Source organism: Rheinheimera pleomorphica (assembly GCF_011634895.1).
Classification (GTDB): domain Bacteria; phylum Pseudomonadota; class Gammaproteobacteria; order Enterobacterales; family Alteromonadaceae; genus Alishewanella; species Alishewanella pleomorphica.
The window spans coordinates 95,195-112,964 of record NZ_SIRR01000003.1 but is presented as its reverse complement, the minus strand read 5'-3'; the positions used below and the strand labels follow the sequence as shown (position 1 = coordinate 112,964).

The 17,770-nt window shown below is 52.7% G+C and carries 16 protein-coding genes; 11 read left to right on the top strand and 5 right to left on the bottom strand.

Features of this window, described 5'->3' with window-relative positions:
- Positions 1-8 precede the first annotated feature (8 nt).
- The 8 genes from EYB30_RS01660 to EYB30_RS01625 all read left to right on the top strand — a co-directional run bounded on the left by EYB30_RS01660 (position 9) and on the right by EYB30_RS01625 (position 6,947).
- Positions 9-734 (top strand): 5-oxoprolinase subunit PxpA, encoded by a 726-nt coding sequence (locus EYB30_RS01660; RefSeq protein ID WP_166836362.1) that lies wholly within the window; start codon positions 9-11, stop codon positions 732-734.
- The gene (pxpB, locus tag EYB30_RS01655; protein ID WP_166836359.1) at positions 731-1,453 is read left to right on the top strand and encodes a 5-oxoprolinase subunit PxpB; all 723 of its coding nucleotides are present in this window, start codon (positions 731-733) and stop codon (positions 1,451-1,453) included. The genes EYB30_RS01660 and pxpB overlap by 4 nt, the downstream gene beginning before the upstream one ends.
- A complete protein-coding gene (locus EYB30_RS01650; RefSeq protein ID WP_166836357.1) occupies positions 1,450-2,391 on the top strand; it encodes a 5-oxoprolinase subunit C family protein in 942 nt (313 codons plus the stop codon). Before pxpB ends, EYB30_RS01650 begins: the two co-directional genes overlap by 4 nt.
- On the top strand, positions 2,392-3,237 hold the full coding sequence (locus tag EYB30_RS01645; protein ID WP_166836354.1) for a DUF4392 domain-containing protein: 846 nt from the start codon (positions 2,392-2,394) through the stop codon (positions 3,235-3,237). It begins immediately after the preceding gene.
- Between the two features lie 136 nt (positions 3,238-3,373).
- A complete protein-coding gene (locus EYB30_RS01640; RefSeq protein ID WP_166836349.1) occupies positions 3,374-4,240 on the top strand; it encodes a D-amino acid aminotransferase in 867 nt (288 codons plus the stop codon).
- A 126-nt stretch (positions 4,241-4,366) separates the two neighbouring features.
- A complete protein-coding gene (locus tag EYB30_RS01635; protein WP_166836345.1) occupies positions 4,367-4,927 on the top strand; it encodes a DUF6795 domain-containing protein in 561 nt (186 codons plus the stop codon).
- Positions 4,924-6,111, top strand: coding sequence for a lipase family protein (locus EYB30_RS01630; protein WP_166836342.1), 1,188 nt, complete (start codon positions 4,924-4,926; stop codon positions 6,109-6,111). The genes EYB30_RS01635 and EYB30_RS01630 overlap by 4 nt, the downstream gene beginning before the upstream one ends.
- A 50-nt stretch (positions 6,112-6,161) precedes the next feature.
- Complete coding sequence (locus tag EYB30_RS01625; protein ID WP_166836339.1) at positions 6,162-6,947, top strand: DUF6795 domain-containing protein; 786 nt, start codon at positions 6,162-6,164, stop codon at positions 6,945-6,947.
- A 7-nt stretch (positions 6,948-6,954) separates the two neighbouring features.
- Here EYB30_RS01625 and EYB30_RS01620 read toward each other — a convergent pair whose 3' ends face one another.
- Both EYB30_RS01620 and EYB30_RS01615 read right to left on the bottom strand, forming a co-directional pair.
- Positions 6,955-7,539 (bottom strand): FMN-binding negative transcriptional regulator, encoded by a 585-nt coding sequence (locus EYB30_RS01620; RefSeq protein WP_166836336.1) that lies wholly within the window; start codon positions 7,537-7,539, stop codon positions 6,955-6,957.
- A gap of 13 nt (positions 7,540-7,552) precedes the next feature.
- The gene (locus tag EYB30_RS01615; RefSeq protein ID WP_166836332.1) at positions 7,553-7,951 is read right to left on the bottom strand and encodes a GNAT family N-acetyltransferase; all 399 of its coding nucleotides are present in this window, start codon (positions 7,949-7,951) and stop codon (positions 7,553-7,555) included.
- A gap of 86 nt (positions 7,952-8,037) precedes the next feature.
- Here EYB30_RS01615 and pdxR point away from each other — a divergent pair, with 86 nt between their 5' ends.
- Positions 8,038-9,465, top strand: coding sequence for a MocR-like pyridoxine biosynthesis transcription factor PdxR (gene pdxR / locus EYB30_RS01610; RefSeq protein ID WP_166836329.1), 1,428 nt, complete (start codon positions 8,038-8,040; stop codon positions 9,463-9,465).
- Here the strand turns inward: pdxR and EYB30_RS01605 are convergent.
- From EYB30_RS01605 to EYB30_RS01595, 3 genes are all read right to left on the bottom strand, one after another.
- Positions 9,451-12,012 (bottom strand): EAL domain-containing protein, encoded by a 2,562-nt coding sequence (locus EYB30_RS01605; RefSeq protein WP_166836326.1) that lies wholly within the window; start codon positions 12,010-12,012, stop codon positions 9,451-9,453. The two genes, pdxR and EYB30_RS01605, sit on opposite strands and share 15 nt — an antisense overlap.
- An 81-nt stretch (positions 12,013-12,093) precedes the next feature.
- Entirely contained in the window at positions 12,094-13,287 is a 1,194-nt protein-coding gene (locus EYB30_RS01600; RefSeq protein ID WP_166836323.1) for an acyltransferase family protein, read from the bottom strand.
- Positions 13,287-15,092, bottom strand: a complete 1,806-nt coding sequence (locus EYB30_RS01595; RefSeq protein ID WP_241697934.1) for a glycoside hydrolase family 3 protein — start codon at positions 15,090-15,092, stop codon at positions 13,287-13,289. Before EYB30_RS01595 ends, EYB30_RS01600 begins: the two co-directional genes overlap by 1 nt.
- Before the next feature lie 194 nt (positions 15,093-15,286).
- On the opposite strand from EYB30_RS01595, the gene EYB30_RS01590 reads away from it, so the two are divergent.
- Both EYB30_RS01590 and EYB30_RS01585 read left to right on the top strand, forming a co-directional pair.
- The gene (locus EYB30_RS01590; protein ID WP_241697933.1) at positions 15,287-16,888 is read left to right on the top strand and encodes a sodium:solute symporter; all 1,602 of its coding nucleotides are present in this window, start codon (positions 15,287-15,289) and stop codon (positions 16,886-16,888) included.
- Between the two features lie 4 nt (positions 16,889-16,892).
- Positions 16,893-17,768 carry a glucosamine kinase nucleotide-binding domain-containing protein gene (locus EYB30_RS01585; RefSeq protein ID WP_166836318.1) on the top strand — a complete coding sequence of 292 codons (876 nt, stop codon included), beginning with the start codon at positions 16,893-16,895 and terminating at the stop codon, positions 17,766-17,768.
- Positions 17,769-17,770 lie beyond the last annotated feature (2 nt).

Genomic DNA, 17,770 nt, shown 5'->3' with positions numbered 1-17,770 from the left:
GTGCGGCAATGAAATTAAATTGTGACCTGGGCGAAAGTTATGGCAGCTGGCAAATGGGGCTGGATGCCGATGTTATGCCGCATATTGATATGGCCAATATTGCCTGTGGCTTTCATGCCGGCGATGCCGATGTGATGGCGCGCACTCTGACACTGGCCAAGCAGCATAACGTAACCATTGGCGCTCACCCCTCTTACCCCGACTTACAAGGCTTTGGCCGGCGCAGTATGGCACTGTCACACAGTGAAATTGTTAACTGTATGCGCTATCAGATTGCCGCACTGGATGGCATGGCGTTAAGCGCAGGTGTAACGCTGAGCTATGTTAAGCCTCATGGCGCACTTTACAACGATATGATGGCCAAACCGGCGATATTTGCCGCCGTACTGGACGCCGTAGCTGGCTTTTATAAACCATTAAAGCTAATGATTTTAGCCACCGCCCGCCAACAGGAATTTGCCGCCCAGGCCAAAGCTCAGGGCGTTGCATTATTGTTTGAAGCCTTCGCCGACCGGCGTTATACCGACGAAGGCACGCTAACCCCACGCAGCCAGGCCGGCGCCGTGTTGCATGGCGATGATATGCTGGCACAGGTAAGGCAGTTGGTTAAACATGGCAGTGTTACCACCGCATCCGGCAAACAGCTTGCGCTAAGCGCAGATACGCTTTGTGTGCATGGTGATAACCAGGCCGCAATAGCCCAGGTGCAGCAAATACGGGCACTGTTGGTATGAGTCAGGTGCAATATCAGCTGACTGTCGCCGGTGAAAATGCACTGATGCTGTATTTTGACCAGCGCATCGATCCGGCTATTTCTGCACTGGTGCAGCAAGCCTGTGCACTGATTAAGGCAGAGCTTGCTGAAGATGTCATCGATATCCTGCCATCTTATGCTTCTGTGCTGGTGATATTTAACCCCTTTAGCACCGATTTATACCGGGTGCAGACGCAGCTGCAGCATTGTCTGGCACAGCTGCAAAGCGGTGACAGCCACAGCGGCAAACTGGTTGAACTGCCGGTGTATTACAGTGCAGAATCCGGCCCGGATTTAGCGCTGATCGCCCAGACCAAAAATATCAGTATCGATGAAGTGATTAAGCGGCATCAGGCGATAAGCTATAGAGTCTATGCCATTGGCTTTGCACCCGGTTTTGCCTATTTAGGCGAGGTTGACCCGCTGCTGCAAATGCCGCGTTTAGCCACGCCACGCGCCAAAGTGCCGCGCGGCGCTGTCGCTATTGCCGACAGGCAAACGGCGGTGTATCCGGCGCCTTCTCCCGGCGGCTGGAATTTAATTGGTCTTTGCCCAACGCGGATGTTTGACCCGCAAGCCGAACCCGCGATGCCGGTAGCGGTAGGTGATGAAGTGCGTTTTGTTGCTATTGATAAGGCCGAGTTTATCCGCTTAGGTGGCGAGCTGCCAGAAGCTGAACTGACGGGAGCTAAGCCATGAGCGGATTTAGCGTTATAGCACCCGGCGTACTGAGTTTGCTGCAAGACAGTGGCCGCTTTGGCCAGGGCGCACTGGGCTTAACCACCGGCGGGCCCATGGATGTACCTTCTGCCGCCTGGGCCAACCGTTTGCTGGGTAATGACACCAATGCCACCTTAATTGAGTGCAGCGTTGGTGGCTTGCAGCTACGCGCCGACAGCCCAAGTTATATTGCCGTCACCGGTGCGATATTACCAGTGAGTATCAACGGTAAAGCTGTAGAACAATGGACAGTGCATCAGGTACAGGCAGGCGATGTCATTGAGCTTGGCATGGTAAGCAAAGGCCTGCGTACTTATCTTGCTGTCGCAGGCGGTTTTAACATTGCGCCGCAGTTTGGCAGCACGGCGACCGTGCTGCGCGAAGGCATCGGCGGCTTAAATGGCAATAAACTGCAAGCCGGCGATACGCTTAGCGCGCAGGCCGTTAATAAGCTGCAACGTCAGCGCTTACCGGCGCGTTACCGGCCTCAATTTAACCAGACGCTGACGCTACGGCTGATTGAGGGTTATCAGGCCGGCAGCTTTAGCGCTACCGAGCTCCAGCGCTTTTATCTCAATAGCTACAAAGTGACACCGCAGGCCGACCGCATGGGCTATAAACTAAAAGGTGCGGCTATTCAGTGCCGGCAAACGCAATTGTTGTCAGAAGGCATCTGTTATGGCGCGGTACAAATTCCGCCAGATGGCCAGCCGATTGTGCTGTTAAACGATAGGCAAACCTTAGGCGGCTACCCAAAAATCGGTAGCGTGCTGTCACTGGATTGTGCCTTGCTGGCCCAGGCCGGCGCTGGCACCGAAGTATACTTTACGCCCATTAGCCCCGAGCAGGCGCATAATGCGCTGTGCCTGGCCAAAGTGCGTACCGATGCCATAACCAGCCAATTGGTGAAACTGTAAATGAGCACAGCAGCGGTGGATTATCTGGCCATTAGTCAGCAGATAGAACAATTATTGGTGCGGCAAAATTTGCGCGGTATGGCGACTCTGCAGCCACATTTACGGCCTGGCTATATATTGCGCGCCGCAAAACTACTGAACCAATGCAATGGCACTGTGCTGATTGGCACCGGCTTTCCGGTGCTGGATACTTTTGAAACCGACGGCCCGGTCGGTGCTATTGGTTTATACCAGTTGCTGCAAAAAATCGGCGCCAAGCCGGTAATTGTCTGTGGCGACCCACTGTACAGCGTGTTAAAAGCTGATTATCAGTGCTATCAAATTACAGTAAATCAGTACAATGCATTGCCGGCTATTGCCGAAGCCGCTTTGGCTGAGCTTAACCCCCAGCTGGTGATCTCGATTGAACGGCCCGGTTTTAATGCCAAAGGGCGCTACGCCAATATGCGTGGCGAAGATATTTCAGCCCGCTGTGCCAGCTTTGATTATTTTTTAACGCAGGCGCCCTGCCCGACGCTCGGCATTGGTGATGGCGGTAATGAAATTGGTATGGGCAATGTGTATCAGCAGGTGAGTGCGCTGAATATCACCCCCAGTGTAACCCAATGCGATGAATTGATTGTCGCTGATGTATCTAACTGGGCGGCCTGGGCCTTAGCCGCCATGGTGTCGGTATTGCGCGGTGAGAACCTGCTAAGCGACGCCGATCCGCTGGCCATTTTGCAGTATTTATCGGCCAAAGGCAGTGTGGATGGCGTTACCCGGTTAAATACGCTAACCGAAGATGGCCTGGCGCATACCGAAGGCGAGCAGCTGATTAAAGATCTTGAATTACTAATGAAATGAGAACCGGTTTACCCTAAGCCGACCGTTGCAGGCCAGGATGGCCGAATCGAGCCTACAGGGACGTATTTACGGCGTGTCGGTGTGGGTGAACCGGTTCGATTGACACAACCGAACCGTGTTTACAGCGAGAACCGCAATGACAACAGTATATTTAAACGGCGCCTTTGTACCGGCCAGCGAAGCGAAAATATCGCCGATGGATCGCGGCTTTCTATTTGGCGACGGTATTTATGAAGTGATACCAAGCTACGGCGGCCGCTTTGTTGGCTTTGGCCCGCATATCGAGCGGATGCACAGCGGCCTGGCCCAGCTGTCGATAGACCCAAAGCTAAGCCAGGCCGACTGGCAAAGCATTGCCGACAAATTGCTGGCCGATAACCGCGCCGAGCTGGGCGACAATATCGGCGTGTATTTTCAGGTAAGTCGCGGCACCGATAGCAAGCGCGGCCATGCCTTCCCGGCCAACATAACGCCAACCGTATTCGGTTTTGCCTTTGCTATCCCACCAGAGCCGGTGGCCGATAAAAGTAAAGTCACCACTTATGCTGTGGTCACAGGACAAGACTTACGTTGGCAGCGCTGCCATATTAAATCCACGTCGCTGCTTGGCAATGTGCTGCATTATCAACAAGGCTACAGCCAGGGTGCACAGGAAATATTGCTGTTTGATAAAGACGGCAACTTAACCGAAGGTGCGGCAGTAAACGTATTTATTGTTAAAGACGGCGTTATTGCCACACCGCCACTCAGCCATAAACTGCTGCCAGGCATTACCCGGCAACTACTGCTGGCTATTTTAGCCAAGCACAGCAACATCAAGGTAGAAGAGCGCGATATCAGCGAAGCTGAGGTTTTAGCCGCTGATGAAATCTGGCTTACCAGCTCCAGCAAAGAAATAGCACCAGTGCTGTTTGTTAACGACAAGCCGGTCGGTAACGGCGAGGTCGGTGATGTCTGGCTGGCTGTGCAGCAACTATTTAGCGCGCATAAATTCGACTACTAAGTCATCTTAATCAGGCGCTGTAACCACAGCGCCATATCCTCTCCCCGCCCTGATTAACAAATAATTAATTTACAAAATATTGCCTTTTAGTTATCTTTTAGCAACTTCGTTGGTGCAGAGCTTTCCATGCAAGGTATGAGTACAAAGCGCAAGCCATGGCTGCTGCTAACAGCAGCGCTAGGATTTTTAGTATTTTTTGTTTTTTCACAACAGGTTATGGCAGATATGTTTAGTTGGTTTAAAAAGAAAGAACTACAACTTTCACCGGTAATTCAAGGAAAAATTCTGTTGAATGGTCGGCCGGCTTCAGGAATGACAGTACTTAGAGATCTTAAACACGGTGACGACTCATACAGCGAAAAGCAGGTTACAGATAGCAATGGCCACTTCACCTTCCCAGCAAAAATAATAAAGGTTAGAGAGTCAATGTTTGACACCGCGGTCAAGCACAATATTTACGTTCAGCAAGATGAGATTATTAATATTTTTAGCATCTCAAATTTAAACACTCTCGATTTCAATAGTTTTAATGCCCTACTAAAAGAGATGACATGTGAACTCAGCAACCCAGATTTTGGTTTGGATTTAGAACCTGACCCTTTAAATCCAGGGATTTACTTAGGAGCGATTAGTAAATGCAGCTTCGCTGACGAAAGTGTTATAAAGAATAAGGAAATTATGAAATGAAAACTCTTACACCTCAAATGGCCTCTCAGCTAGCGAATGCAGCATATCAAATACGAACGGCTGAACGAACTGGCTATAGTCTCGGCAAACTGCCTTCACAAATCACCAACAATTTCAGTTTTGATTTAAGTAATGGGCCAATAATGGGCGTCTCTGGCGGCATGCTCTCCCGAGTATTTAACCGTCAAACCGGTTTTGCGGTGATAGGCCATGGTAAAAATCAGTATCAGGGCGATACGGTTTTGGCTATTCGCGGTACTTTTATGAAGATTAGCCTCAAGAGTCTTGAGTTACGTGATGTTGTCACCGACTTACATTTTGGTCTTGCCACTGGCGATAACCAAACACGCATCCACGCCGGATTTAATAAAGTGTTTCAAAGTATCAAACCCGCCCTAACAGAAAGTTTAGACCCGCTGTTACGTGGCAATTCGAGCGGCACTTTACATTGTGTTGGCCACAGCTTGGGAGGCGCGCTGGCTCACCTCGCTGCGGACTGGGTAAAACGTTATTATGGTAACCGGGTCTGTTTATACACTTTTGGCGCCCCGAGGGTTGGGCTGACAGAATTCGCTAAAAAAACAACCTCAACCATAGATAAACACTTTCGCTGCGTACACGCATCTGACCCTATCCCAATGATACCGGTGTGGCCGTTTATTCATGCACCGTATAACAAGCATGAGTTTGTGTTATCACCCGGCATGTCTATCAACCCTTTTGCTCACTCTATGGCCAAACGGCCGGGCTACCTTAACACTGCCAGCGGTCACAGCTGGAAAGAGATAGCACAAAATACCAGAACAAACGCTCAGTCTGTCGTATTGAGATATGCAAACCGCCATCAAGCATCATTTAGCACCTATTGGTCACTGCGAATTACTGATGCCTTGATCACCATCCTAAAAAAGGCGGGACAATTGCCTGTTATTCTGGCAGCAGCCGGGGTTGGAACTGCACTAACATTTTATGATTTGCTGGCTCGTAGCATGGAGCATATTGCTAAACTTACTCCCGAGTTTTTCGAAGATGTTAAAGGATTGCTTGGTCATATGTTAGTGTTTGCCGGTTATGTAACAAAGACAGTTGCGGATCTGACGGCACGCTTTATTCGTTGGGTGTTTGACGTCACTTTGGGTGCACTATATCGCTCTGCTCGGCAGGCGTTTGACAATCTGGAATAGTCGCGGCACTAAAGCATTTCATCCAGCGTTGAATTTATAGTGACAATATTATGACCCCTACCCGTCTTGCCATTTTTAGTATTGTTATTGGCGTCTCGCCATTGCTAATTGCTCTGCTTGGCTCTGCGCTGGCCAGTATGCTCGGCTGTGAGCAAAAAGGCGGTGGTGTTAGCCAGTGCTATTTTTGCGGCAAAGATATTGGCGATATCTTATATGGCATGATGATGATGCACTGGCTGGTGATCATCACCGGCGGTATTGCCGTGTTCGGTGTCATTGCCAGTGTGTTATGGGCCTATGTCAGTCTGAAATGGGCCGTTATCATTATCGCGGCACCTTTTGCTATTGGTTTAGCGGGAGCGATATTTTCTTACGTGCCAATACTTAGCGGGTTTCGTGCCGTTGAAGTGCAACTTAGCCCTGCCGTGTCGGGCGTACTTACCGATAATGGTAAACCGATCGCAGGTGCAACTATCGTGCGTCAATTAACCTATGGCAGTTACGCTGACAGCACAACAGTTACCGATGATAACGGCCAGTTTAATTTTCCGGCGCATAGCATACGTTCACTTCGCCCCGGTTGGCTGGCAGAACGCAGTAAACCCACTTTGGTGAAACATGGTATTTTTCTCAGACAAGGCGATGACCACATAAACCTGTTCTCATGGCAAAGTCACTACAGCTTGGTACAACATCCACTTAGCCAGGTACTCGCCAATTTGCAATGTGAGTTAACCAAAGAGCCTGAACAATACATTATCAACAGTACCATTAAACCGCTGTCTGTCTGGGCACTATGCGAACTACCGCGCCAAAGTGTTGCCAGCGACATTTAACACGGCGTTACAACTGCTGTTTTTTCATCAGCTGCCATACCGTGGTTGACTGCTCGCTTTGCTGCAAATAGTCGATGACTGCCTGCCGCTCAGCCGGCGCTTTATTTTGTGATAGCTTAAAGCGGCCGCTTAGGCTGCTTAAGCTAATTTCCACGCCGACTATCGCTTTAACCAGTTTCTGCTGATAATCCTCAGCTTGCTGCATCGCCGGTGCGCTGTGTGTTTCCTGCTGTCGCACTAATGCCAGGGTTTGTTCAGAATTCAGTAGGCGGGCAGTGCCTTTTAGCTCCACCAGAGCATAGTTCCAGGTCGATACCGCTGGTTGCTGCTGATAACAACTGGCGGGCACAAAGGCATGCGGCCCCTGGACAAGTACAGTCACCTCAGCACCATCCAGCTGGCTTAGCTGTGGGTTATTGCGGGCCAAATGGCAGTAAGCTTTGTCTGCACCAGTTTGCCAGTCAAATAAAAACGGCAGCGGCGTATAGCCTAAACTGCCGGTGCTGCTTAACAACACGCCAAAGTAATGTTGCTGTAAAAACGCCCGTAGTTGTGCCCGGTTTGTAACGTGATAATACGGCGGCGGATACACGAATGACTCCTTACTAATACTGACGCTGAATATAAAAACCATTCTCTACCGGCGTAAAACCGACCTGCGGGTAATACTGCATTGCCGACGGCGCGCTGCGCAGTAACTGCTGCACCTGTGGTCCTGTCGCCTGCTGCACCGCCGCCAGCAGCGCCTTGCCAATCCCCTGCTGCTGGTAAGCTTTATCGACCAGTAAATCACAGATATATACCACATAGGCCTTGTCGGTTAAGCAGCGTGCCAATCCAACTAACTTGCCATCCAATCTTGCCGTCAGCAATAAGTTGCTACTGACCAACATCGTTGCCATCCGGGTGCTGTCGTCTATAGGCCGGTTAATACCAGAGGCGCGGTACAGCGCCAGCATGTCGGGCAAATTAAAACTGCTTTCCTGTTGGTATAGAATATTCATCTGTTGCTCTCCCGTTGTTTGTTGTTAGCTTACTGGCTAAACTGGTACTTAAAAAAGTACCGGTTTAAACAAAAAGAGAGATCCAGTTGCGTTTATTTACTGATGGTCTGCAGCTAAGTGGTAACGGCAGTTTGCAACAACAGCTCTACCAGGTGCTGACACAACAACTGCTAAGCGGACGCTGGCCCGGTGGCGCACTGCTGCCGTCCAGTCGCATGTTGGCAGCCGATCTGGGCTTAAGCAGGAACACGGTAAACCAGGTACTGCAGCAACTGGTGGCAGAAGGCTATCTTGCCGGCCTGCCCGGCCGCGGTTATCAGGTGTGCGCTATGCCAGAGCAGTACTTTCAGCCAGCACCAGCCAGCGCCATGCCGGTAAAGCCGTTGCCACTGCAAAGCTACAAGCTGCCACAAAAACAGGGCCCGGTTAATGGCTTGCTGCAGCCGGGCGTATCGGCGCTGCAGCACTTTCCTTATGCATTGTGGCAGCGCTTGCAGCAGCGCCACGTCTGCCGCGCTGCGCTCAGTGGCTTTGCCGATCCGCTTGGTTATTTGCCACTGCGCCGCGCGCTGGTACCCTATTTGCGGCAGGCGCGCCAGGTTAGTTGCGATGAACACAGTATTCTGATCACCGCCGGTGCCCAGCAGGCACTGTTTGTGGCGGCGAAACTGGTAGCCCGCGCCAATCAGCTGGTATTAATGGAAACGCCGGGGTATCCACGATTAAAACAGGCGCTGCAGCTAAGTGAGCTGCAGGTGCAACATCTGAACGCAGCAACTGCCGACGGGCTGGACATTGCCAGCCTGCCTGGCGATACGGCGGCAAAGGCGTTGTTTTTAACGCCGGGCCATCAGTATCCACTGGGCGGCATTATGCCGTTGCCAAACCGGCTGGCACTGCTGGACTGGGCGCGGCAACATGGCGTCTGGCTGGTAGAGGATGACTACGACAGCGAATTCCAATACCAACACCGGCCCATTGCCAGTTTGCAGGGCTTAGCCGGTGGCGAAGGCGTGTTGTTTGCAGGCTCGTTCAGTAAAACCCTGTTTCCGGGATTGCGGCTGGGGTATCTGGTCGCACCAAAGCGGGTAATTGGCGAGGCCGCGGCGATAGTGCAGGCGCTGCATGGCGATGTGCCGTTATTACCCCAGGCGACACTGGCCGACTTTATCGCAGAAGGCCATTTTGGCCGCCACTTGCGCAAAATGCGCCGCTTTTATCAGCAGCGTAAACAGCTGGCGGTTAAGCTGCTAACCGAGCAACTGCCGCGGTGCCAGTTACACGCCAAAGATGCTGGCCTGCATCTGGTGCTGCAGTTTCCGGCACCGGTAGATGAAGCGGCGTTGCTGCGCGCACTTAGCCAGCATCAAATTAAGGCGCAGCCACTAAGCCGGTATCTGTTTGGCGCTGAGCAGCGTTGTGGTTTGGTTTTGGGCATCGCGAATAACAGCGATGCTGAGTTTCACGCGGCCCTGGCGCAACTATGCCTACTGTGCCGTTTAGCGCTGCGTTGACGATTGCTGCTGACTCATAAAGTCGGCCAGTGGCGCCGGCTTGCCAAAGTAATAGCCCTGAAACTGCTGACAACCTAAATGTAACAGCTTTTGGTATTGCGCGTCGGTTTCAACCCCTTCGGCAATGACCGCCAGCTCCAGGCTTTTGCCTAGTGCCAAAATCGTTTTAATAATGGCTTTGTCGTTCGGGTCACTGAGTATATCGCGCACGAAGGAACGGTCTATTTTCAACTGCTGTAGTGGCAAACGCTTCAGGTAGCTTAGCGATGAGTAACCGGTGCCGAAATCATCCAGTGAAAAACGCACCCCCAGCGCCGTAAGCTGTTGCATTTTGTCTATCACACTGTCGATGTCCTGCAACAGCTGGCTTTCGGTTAACTCCAGCACCAGGCAGTTTGCGTTGGCACCGCTGTCTTGCAGTGCCTTTTGCACATCGGCGACAAAGCTGGCTGCATGCAGCTGGCGGGCGCTGATATTCACTGCCAGATACCAATTAGCGGTTGCGCTGTGGCGGGACCACTCCGCCAGTTGCATGCAACTTTGCTGCAACACCCAATAGCCAATCGCCTGAATTTGGCCACTGCTTTCGGCTACCGGAATAAAGTGCCCCGGCGCCATCATCCCCAGCGTTGGATGCTGCCAGCGCAGTAAGACTTCGGCACCGACAACACCACTACCATGTTGCAGCTGCGGCTGAAAATACAACACAAACTGTTGCTGTAATAACGCCTGGCGTAAACCGGCCGCCAATTCAGCCCGGGCACTGACATCGGCTTGCATTTGCTGATTAAAAAACCGCACGCCATTGCGGCCGCGCTCTTTGGCGTCATACATGGCCAGATCGGCGCGCTGTAGCAACTGATCAGCGTTACAACCGTCAGAGAACATTACCACACCAACACTGGCAGATAAGTTATAAGGCCGTTGCTGTAACATAAAAGGCTCGGCCAGCAACTGCACTATTTTATCGCCAATCAGGCTGGCTTTCTGGCTCGATAACTCAAGGTCGGGGTGCAAATCGGTGAGTAACACCACAAACTCATCACCACCGAGGCGGGCTAGCGTGTCTACCTTGCGTAAATGGGTTTGTAGCCGCTGCGCCACCTGCTGCAGTAACTCGTCGCCCATGGCATGCCCCAGCGTATCGTTTAAGTCTTTAAAATGGTCTAAATCGACAAACAACAAGGCGCCCTGGGCACTGTCAGCCTGGCGCTGGCGTATCGCCACCGCATGTTGCAGCCGGTCCAGCAGCATACGCCGGTTTGGTAAGCCGGTTAGCGCATCATAAAATGCCAGCTGATGTATTTCCTGCTGTTGCTGTTTATGTTCGGTAATGTCGGTAGAAATACCGCACAGCGCATAAATGTGACCTTTATTATCACGTAGCGGTAGCTTTACCGACAGGTAGGTATGGCGTTGCTGGCCATCAAGCGAGGTGTTATTTTCTTCTTCTACCAGACGCTCGCCATGGCGCAGCACTTTTTCATCATTTTGTTGCAGGTTGGCGCATGTGGCAGCATCAAAAAACGCATCATCCCGCCGCCCTAAAGCATCATCTGGCTGACAGCCAAACAACTCTGCCACTTTGCGGTTAATGTACTGGTAGCGCCCCTTGGTATCTTTGATATAAATATGCGCATCAACGCTGTTTAATATGGTGCTAAGCCGCTCTTCACTGGCTTGCAGATGGCGGGTTTTCTCTGCAACTTCGCGCCTTAACCACCAGGCTCCGCCCAGCGCCAGCAATAAAAAACTGCTTAACATGGCCAGTAACCACAACACATTTTGCGGTATAACCGGTGCCGGCACGTCGGTACCCCAACGCTGCAGAATTTGATAATAAGGTGAACTGATATTGGCCTGCCACTGTGCCAGCTGGGTTTCAATTACCGTAAGTAAATCCTGATTACGGCCTTTTTTAGTGGCATAAAACAACCGTGCCGGCTGAAAAATCACATTGCTATGCTTCAGTTGGTACTTCGCCAGCTGGGCCTGACCAAAATAATGATTGGCCGCCACCACGTCGGCCTGACCGGCGGATACCATAGCAAAGGCCTCCGGCATTGAGCGGGCACTAAGCAGCACTGTATCCAGGCCGGCGTCGGTGATCATCTTTTGCAGATATTGCTGCTGCACCGACTCCTGCAGCACCAGCACCCGCTTACCCGCCAGCTCTGCCAGCGACTCAAGCTGCACACCAGGTGCGGTGTACAGCTGCGACCAGCTGTACAAGGCTGGTGTTTGGTGAAAGTCCAGCTGCAACCGGCGCTGCTCGGTTAGCGCCACATCGGGTAGTAAGTCTATTTCACCGGACTGCAGCAACTGCAAACAATAAGCCCAATCACACTGTACGGCTTTTATCTGCCATTGCTGACGCGCCGCGATCTCCAACAACAACTCACCCAGAATACCAGACGGGCTGCCATCCGCAGCAGCAACAATTTTCGGCGCGTTCTGGTACACACCCACCACCACTTCACGCCCGTCGGCTGCAACAAAGGGGCTGCAGGTTAAGGCTAACAACAGGGTGGTGTAGACTCGCTTCATTCCGGCTCCGGCACTGACTTAGTGGCCTAATGTCATCAGCTTATGTCAAAGCCGGCGCTTTGTCAGGCGGCATTTCGCTGGTTACACCTTTAACAGGTAGCCACGCTTATAACACCAGTGCATTAACAGGTAAGACAACAGCAGAAAACTGACCGCAAAGGCTAAAGAGCCATTGTAATGGCCAAACAACGGTTGATAGAGCCTGGCGAACAGCCAGCTGTGCAGCGAGCTTTGGCCAACACTGAGCATACCCAGCAAACGCCCGGCGATACCGGCCAACATAAAAAATAAAATGGCATTGGCGCCAAACACCACAAAGGGCGCACTCCAGCGCCGCCAGCCTTTGACATCGCACAGCCAGATGCAGGCCGCCAGCGCGATGGCGCAATAACCGCTGCTTAACAGCACAAAGCTGGGCGTCCACAGGCTTTTGTTAATTGGCAGGCTAAAATGCCATAACTCAGCCAGCCATACCGCGATCACACCCAACAGCAACAGGCCGCGGATTTTCTGCACCAGGCTACGTTCAGCTTGTAACCATTGCGCCATAAGCACACCACTTAAGCAGCTGGCCACCGCCGGTAAGGTTGACCACAGCCCTTCGGGATCAAAGGCAAAAGGCGTGGCATTACGGTAATAGACGTGAGCCGCCCCCAGCACGGTATAATCCAGCCAGGCAGCAAAGCTGTTACCAAACAACAGCAGGCCGCGAAACTGATTACCCTGCGCATCCTGATAAGGCACAAATAACATCGCCAGCAAATATACCGCACACAGGCCAAGCAACCAGAGGATACGGCCGCGGCTGGCACAGTACAGCACAATAAGCAGGGTAATAAAGTACACCAGGCCAATACGCTGCAGTACCCCCAGCCAGCGCAGCGTCAGCAGTTTCTGCTCAACATAGCTGTAATCCGGCTGCCGAAAATTGTAGTAAAACAGTGCTAAAAACAGCCCCAGGGCAAACAGTTTCAGGCTGCGCAGTGCGCCCTGCCTGATAATGGCCAGCTTACTGGTGGCCTGAGCTTGTTGCAGGCTTAACTGCAGCGACATGCCAACAATGACAATAAAAAACGGAAAAATAAGGTCGGTTAGTGTCCAGCCATGCCAGTCAGCGTGGCGCAGCGGGCCATAGACATAACTCCAGCTGCCGGGGTTATTAACCAGGATCATCGCCGTTATCGTCAGACCGCGCAGGGCATCCAGCGCCAGCAGCCGCCGGGCTGGCAACGGCGCTAAGATGGCATCGGCATAACGCCGGTATAACGCCAGCATCAGTCGTTATATCCGGCCACCGTTACCGGCAGGCGGCCGGTCAGCGGGTATTGCTGTAACAGCGCCTGTGCCAGCGCTTCGTAAGTCGCGTTACCGGCACTGATCGCAGTAACATCTTCGGCCGTGTTATAGGCATAGCTGGCCAGCACCACACCGGCATACTGGCCGTACCGGCTAATATCATAAGGCGCACGCAGGCTAAGAAAGATATGCTTTTTCTGCTGCGCACTTATAAGTGGCAACAGGGTTTCATACTGTTGCGTCTGGCGCTCGTAGGCCGCGGCAATATTCGCAATGCCGGTCATGTCGTCCATACCGCCAATATCGGCCAGGCTTTGCATTGGCGCAATAAAACCGCTAATCAACAGATCGGCCGTGGCAATTTGCTCTGCCACCCGGCTTAAATCGGTTTGCTGCAAACTGATCACGTCAATCTCGAATGCGTTTTGGCTATAGTGCTGCAATGCCGATGCCAGTGCCTGTGCCTTCAGTTGATCCGGCATAATCAGCAGCAGTTTTTTACTGTCGCTCAGGGTAAACGGCCAGGCCGCCTGCGCCGGTTTTACCTGAGTCAGTGCGGCTTTGGCCAGCGCCAGCTCATGAGCGCGATGCACTTTGCTGCCCAGCACGGCCTCGGCCTGCGCCAGCTGTTCTGCATTGCTTACCGCTTGTGGTAGCAACGGATACTGCTGTTTTAACGCCACTATGCGCTGGTAAGACGCGGCCAGCTCAGTTGGGCTGATATCGCCGTTAGCTACCGCGGCGCTCAGCGCTTCCAGCAGCTCGGCCAGGGCACTAAGCTCGCCCGGATGCTGCAGTTTCACCGGCATCAGCGCAATATCGGCACCAGCGGCAAAGGTTTGCACTACCGCTTCTGTATGGCTGAAAAATTTAGCAATACCGGCCATATCCAGCGCGTCGGTGACAATAACGCCGTTATACCCTAACTCTTCACGTAATACACCCTGCAGAATTTTCGCGGATAAGGTAGCCGGTTTCAGCATGGTTTCGCCGTCTTTCGAGACAAAAGTACTGCTGTCCAGCGCCGGATACTGAATATGCGCCGTCATGATCATCCCCGGTGCCTGCTGTTTAATAATGTCGGCAAAAGGCTTTAAATCTACCTGACGGATCTGCTCTGCGCTGTGGTCGACCCGCGGCAAGCCTAAGTGGCTGTCTACTTCAGTATCGCCATGGCCGGGGAAATGTTTTAACGCCGCTATCATGCCACGCTGCTGCATCGCGGCTGTCATGGCCGCGCCCAACTCTGCAACCTGCTGCGCGTTTTCACCAAAGGCGCGCACATTGATCACCGGGTTTTGCGGGTTAACGTTAACATCTACCGTCGGGGCAAAATTCACATTAATGCCCAAAGGCAGCAATTCATCTGCCAGCACCTGCCCCACGGTAGCAGCAAAGGCTGTGCCATGTTCGGCGTAGGTAGCCCCTATGGCCATATTGCCGGCAAAACTGGTGGCCAGGCTGCGCGGCAAGCGCGCTACCCGGCCGCCTTCCTGATCAATACCGATAAACAGCGGCAATTTCAATGCCGAGCCCGCCGCGGCGGCTTGCAGGTCACGGTTTAACTGAATAGTTTGCGCGATACCGCTGAGGTTTTCCGCAAACAGGATCACGCCACCTATATCGTAATCACGGATCAGTGCAGCCAGTTCAGGCGGCAGTTGCGTCATCGCAGTACGGCACTGGCCGCTGGCTGGCGGCTTTGCACAGTAATAGCGTAAATCCAGCATCAGTTTTTGCCCCAGCATTTGCTGTACGCTGGGTTTGCTGCGGTTAACTGCCATGGCAGAGGCCGGCAAAACGCAGCTGAACAGGCTGACAGTAAACAGACAAATTCGCGCTACACATAACATAAAGTTCCTGAAACAGATCACAGCAGCATCCCGGTATTGTGACGAAAGCAGCTGCCAGTACAACAAAAATAAATTATTCATTCAAGAAATATTTAAATGAATACTTTACTCACCCAGTAGACTGTATGTTAAGGTTAAGTACTTTTTATCCGGACATACTACAGATGCAACTGACGTTACTGGACTGGACGGTATTTTTTGGCTATTTCGCCGTGCTGGCCCTGTTGGGCTGGTGGGTAAACCGACGTAAAGCCGGTAACAGCGACGATTACTTTCTCGCCGGCAACAGTATGCCGGTATGGGTGGTAGCCGTATCGGTACTGGCGACCTCACAATCGGCTGCCACCTTTCTTGGTGGGCCCGATATGGGCTTTCGTGGCAATTTAACCTATCTGGCCACCAATATTGGCGCCTTGATCGCCACTTTTATTGTGATTAAATTTTTGCTGCCACGCTACTACCAGCTAAAAGTTACCACTGTGTACGAACTACTGGAACAGCGCTTTGGCGCCAGTGCGAAGGACCATGCCGGCAAAATGTATTTGTTTGGCCGGGTATTTGCCAGTGGCGCCCGCTTGTATATGGCAGCTATTGCTGTTGCTATGTTGTTGTTTAATAACATTCAGGCCAGCAGTGTGCTGGCAGCTATCGTGCTGTTGGCACTTATTGGCCTGGCCTGCACCGTGGCCGGCGGTATTCGCTCGGTGATCTATACCGACGCACTGCAATGCGCGGTGTATGTGCTGGCTGCCCTGCTGGTGCTGGGCTTTTTATACCACAGCCTGGGCCTGGACCTGGCAACCCTGCTGCAGGCATTGGCGCAGCCAGCCGAAGGCGGCCCCTCTAAGCTACTGTTATTTGACTGGCGCTTTGATGTCAGCTCTGGCGGGGTGTTTAATATGTATTCGGCATTAACCGGGTTTATTTTATTGAATATTGCCGCCTTTGGCCTGGATCAGGATATGACCCAGCGCGTGCTGACCTGCAAAGACAATAAAGCCGGTGCCCGGGCGCTGCTGAGCTCGGCACTTATGGTGATCCCCACTATGCTGGTGTTTATTCTGATCGGCTTTTTGTTATATATCTTCTATCAGCGCGCCGACCTATACCAGCCCGCGCAGGGTTTTGCCGACAGCTTTGCCGGCGAAAAAGTGACCGTCTTTATGTACTATGTGCTCAACGAGCTACCGTCCGGCCTGCGTGGCCTGGTGGTAGTGGGCGTGATTGCCGCCGCGTTATCCACTATTACCTCCGGCTTAAATTCTATGTCATCCGTACTGGTTGCCGATATGTATAAGCCCTGGCGCCTGGCACGCCGGCCTGATACCGGCGCCCGGCATTTTGTCCGTGCCGGCCAGTTCGGCATGCTCTTTACCGCCCTGACACTGTCATTAATGGCCATAGTCTGTTTTTACTGGCAGCAATACTCTGATATGCCATTGCTGGCGTTTGCGTTAAGCGTAATGGTGTTTTCTTACAGCGGTTTGCTCGGCGTGTTCTTTACCGCCCTGTTTAGTAAACGCGGCAACCGCTATTCGGTAACAGCGGCACTGCTCAGCGGATTTTGCGTGACCCTGTTGCTGCAACCTTATATTCTGCACCAACTTAGCCCGCCGCTGGCGGCACTGGACTTAGGTTTTACCTGGCAGTTGTGTATTGGCACTGTAATCGCCACGCTGGTGTGTCTGGCCGGCAAAGCAGCACCAACAACGGCCGGCAAGGAGTAACAACATGTGGATCCTGACAGTTGACGGCGGTGGCAGCAAAACCCTGGCCCGGCTTAGCAACAGCAGCACCGGCCAGCAATGGCAACAACAGGCTGGCCCGGCCTCACTGACCAATGACTTTTCCCAGGCACTGGCCAATATTAATTTGCTAAGCCACAGTTTATGTCAGCAAGCCGGTGTTGATAGCCGGCAGCTGGTCGCCGTGATGGGGCTGGCCGGTGCCGGCAACCCACAACAGCAACAGCAGGCGCAGCAACAATTACAACGCCAGTATCAACAGCTATTGCTTACCACTGACGCCCGCACATCGTTATATGGCGCTAATCTGGGCCAGCCGGTGCTGGTGGTCGCTTTGGGCACAGGCTCAGTTGCTATGCGTCTGCAAGCTGATGGCGTTGAGCAGCAAGTTGGCGGCTGGGGCTTTAATATCGGCGATGAAGGTGGCGGCGCCTGGTTGGGTAAACAAACCGTGCGTGAGCTGCTGTGGCAACTAGACAGCCTGGCCGGTATTCAAAGCCCGCTATTACAGCAGGTTGCCCGGCAAATTGGTGATGATGCGGCCACGTTGCTGCCCTGGTTAAAAACCGCCAGCCCGAACGATTTTGCCACTCTTGCCCCGCTGGTGTTTCGTTACAGCGACCGCTGCGCGGTGGCGCAAATGCTGCAACAGCGTCATATTGCTGCGGTGCAACAGTTAGTGTATTGCGCCCGCGAGCACTTTGCACTGCCGGTGGTGTTGCTGGGCGGTTTAGCCGACAGCACGGCCCCTTTGCTGAGCGCCGACATTCGCGCCCTGCTGCAAGCGGCGCGCGGCAGTGCACTGGACGGTGGCCACATACTGGCACAACAACTGATCTCTTCATCATCTTCTGCAGGATAACG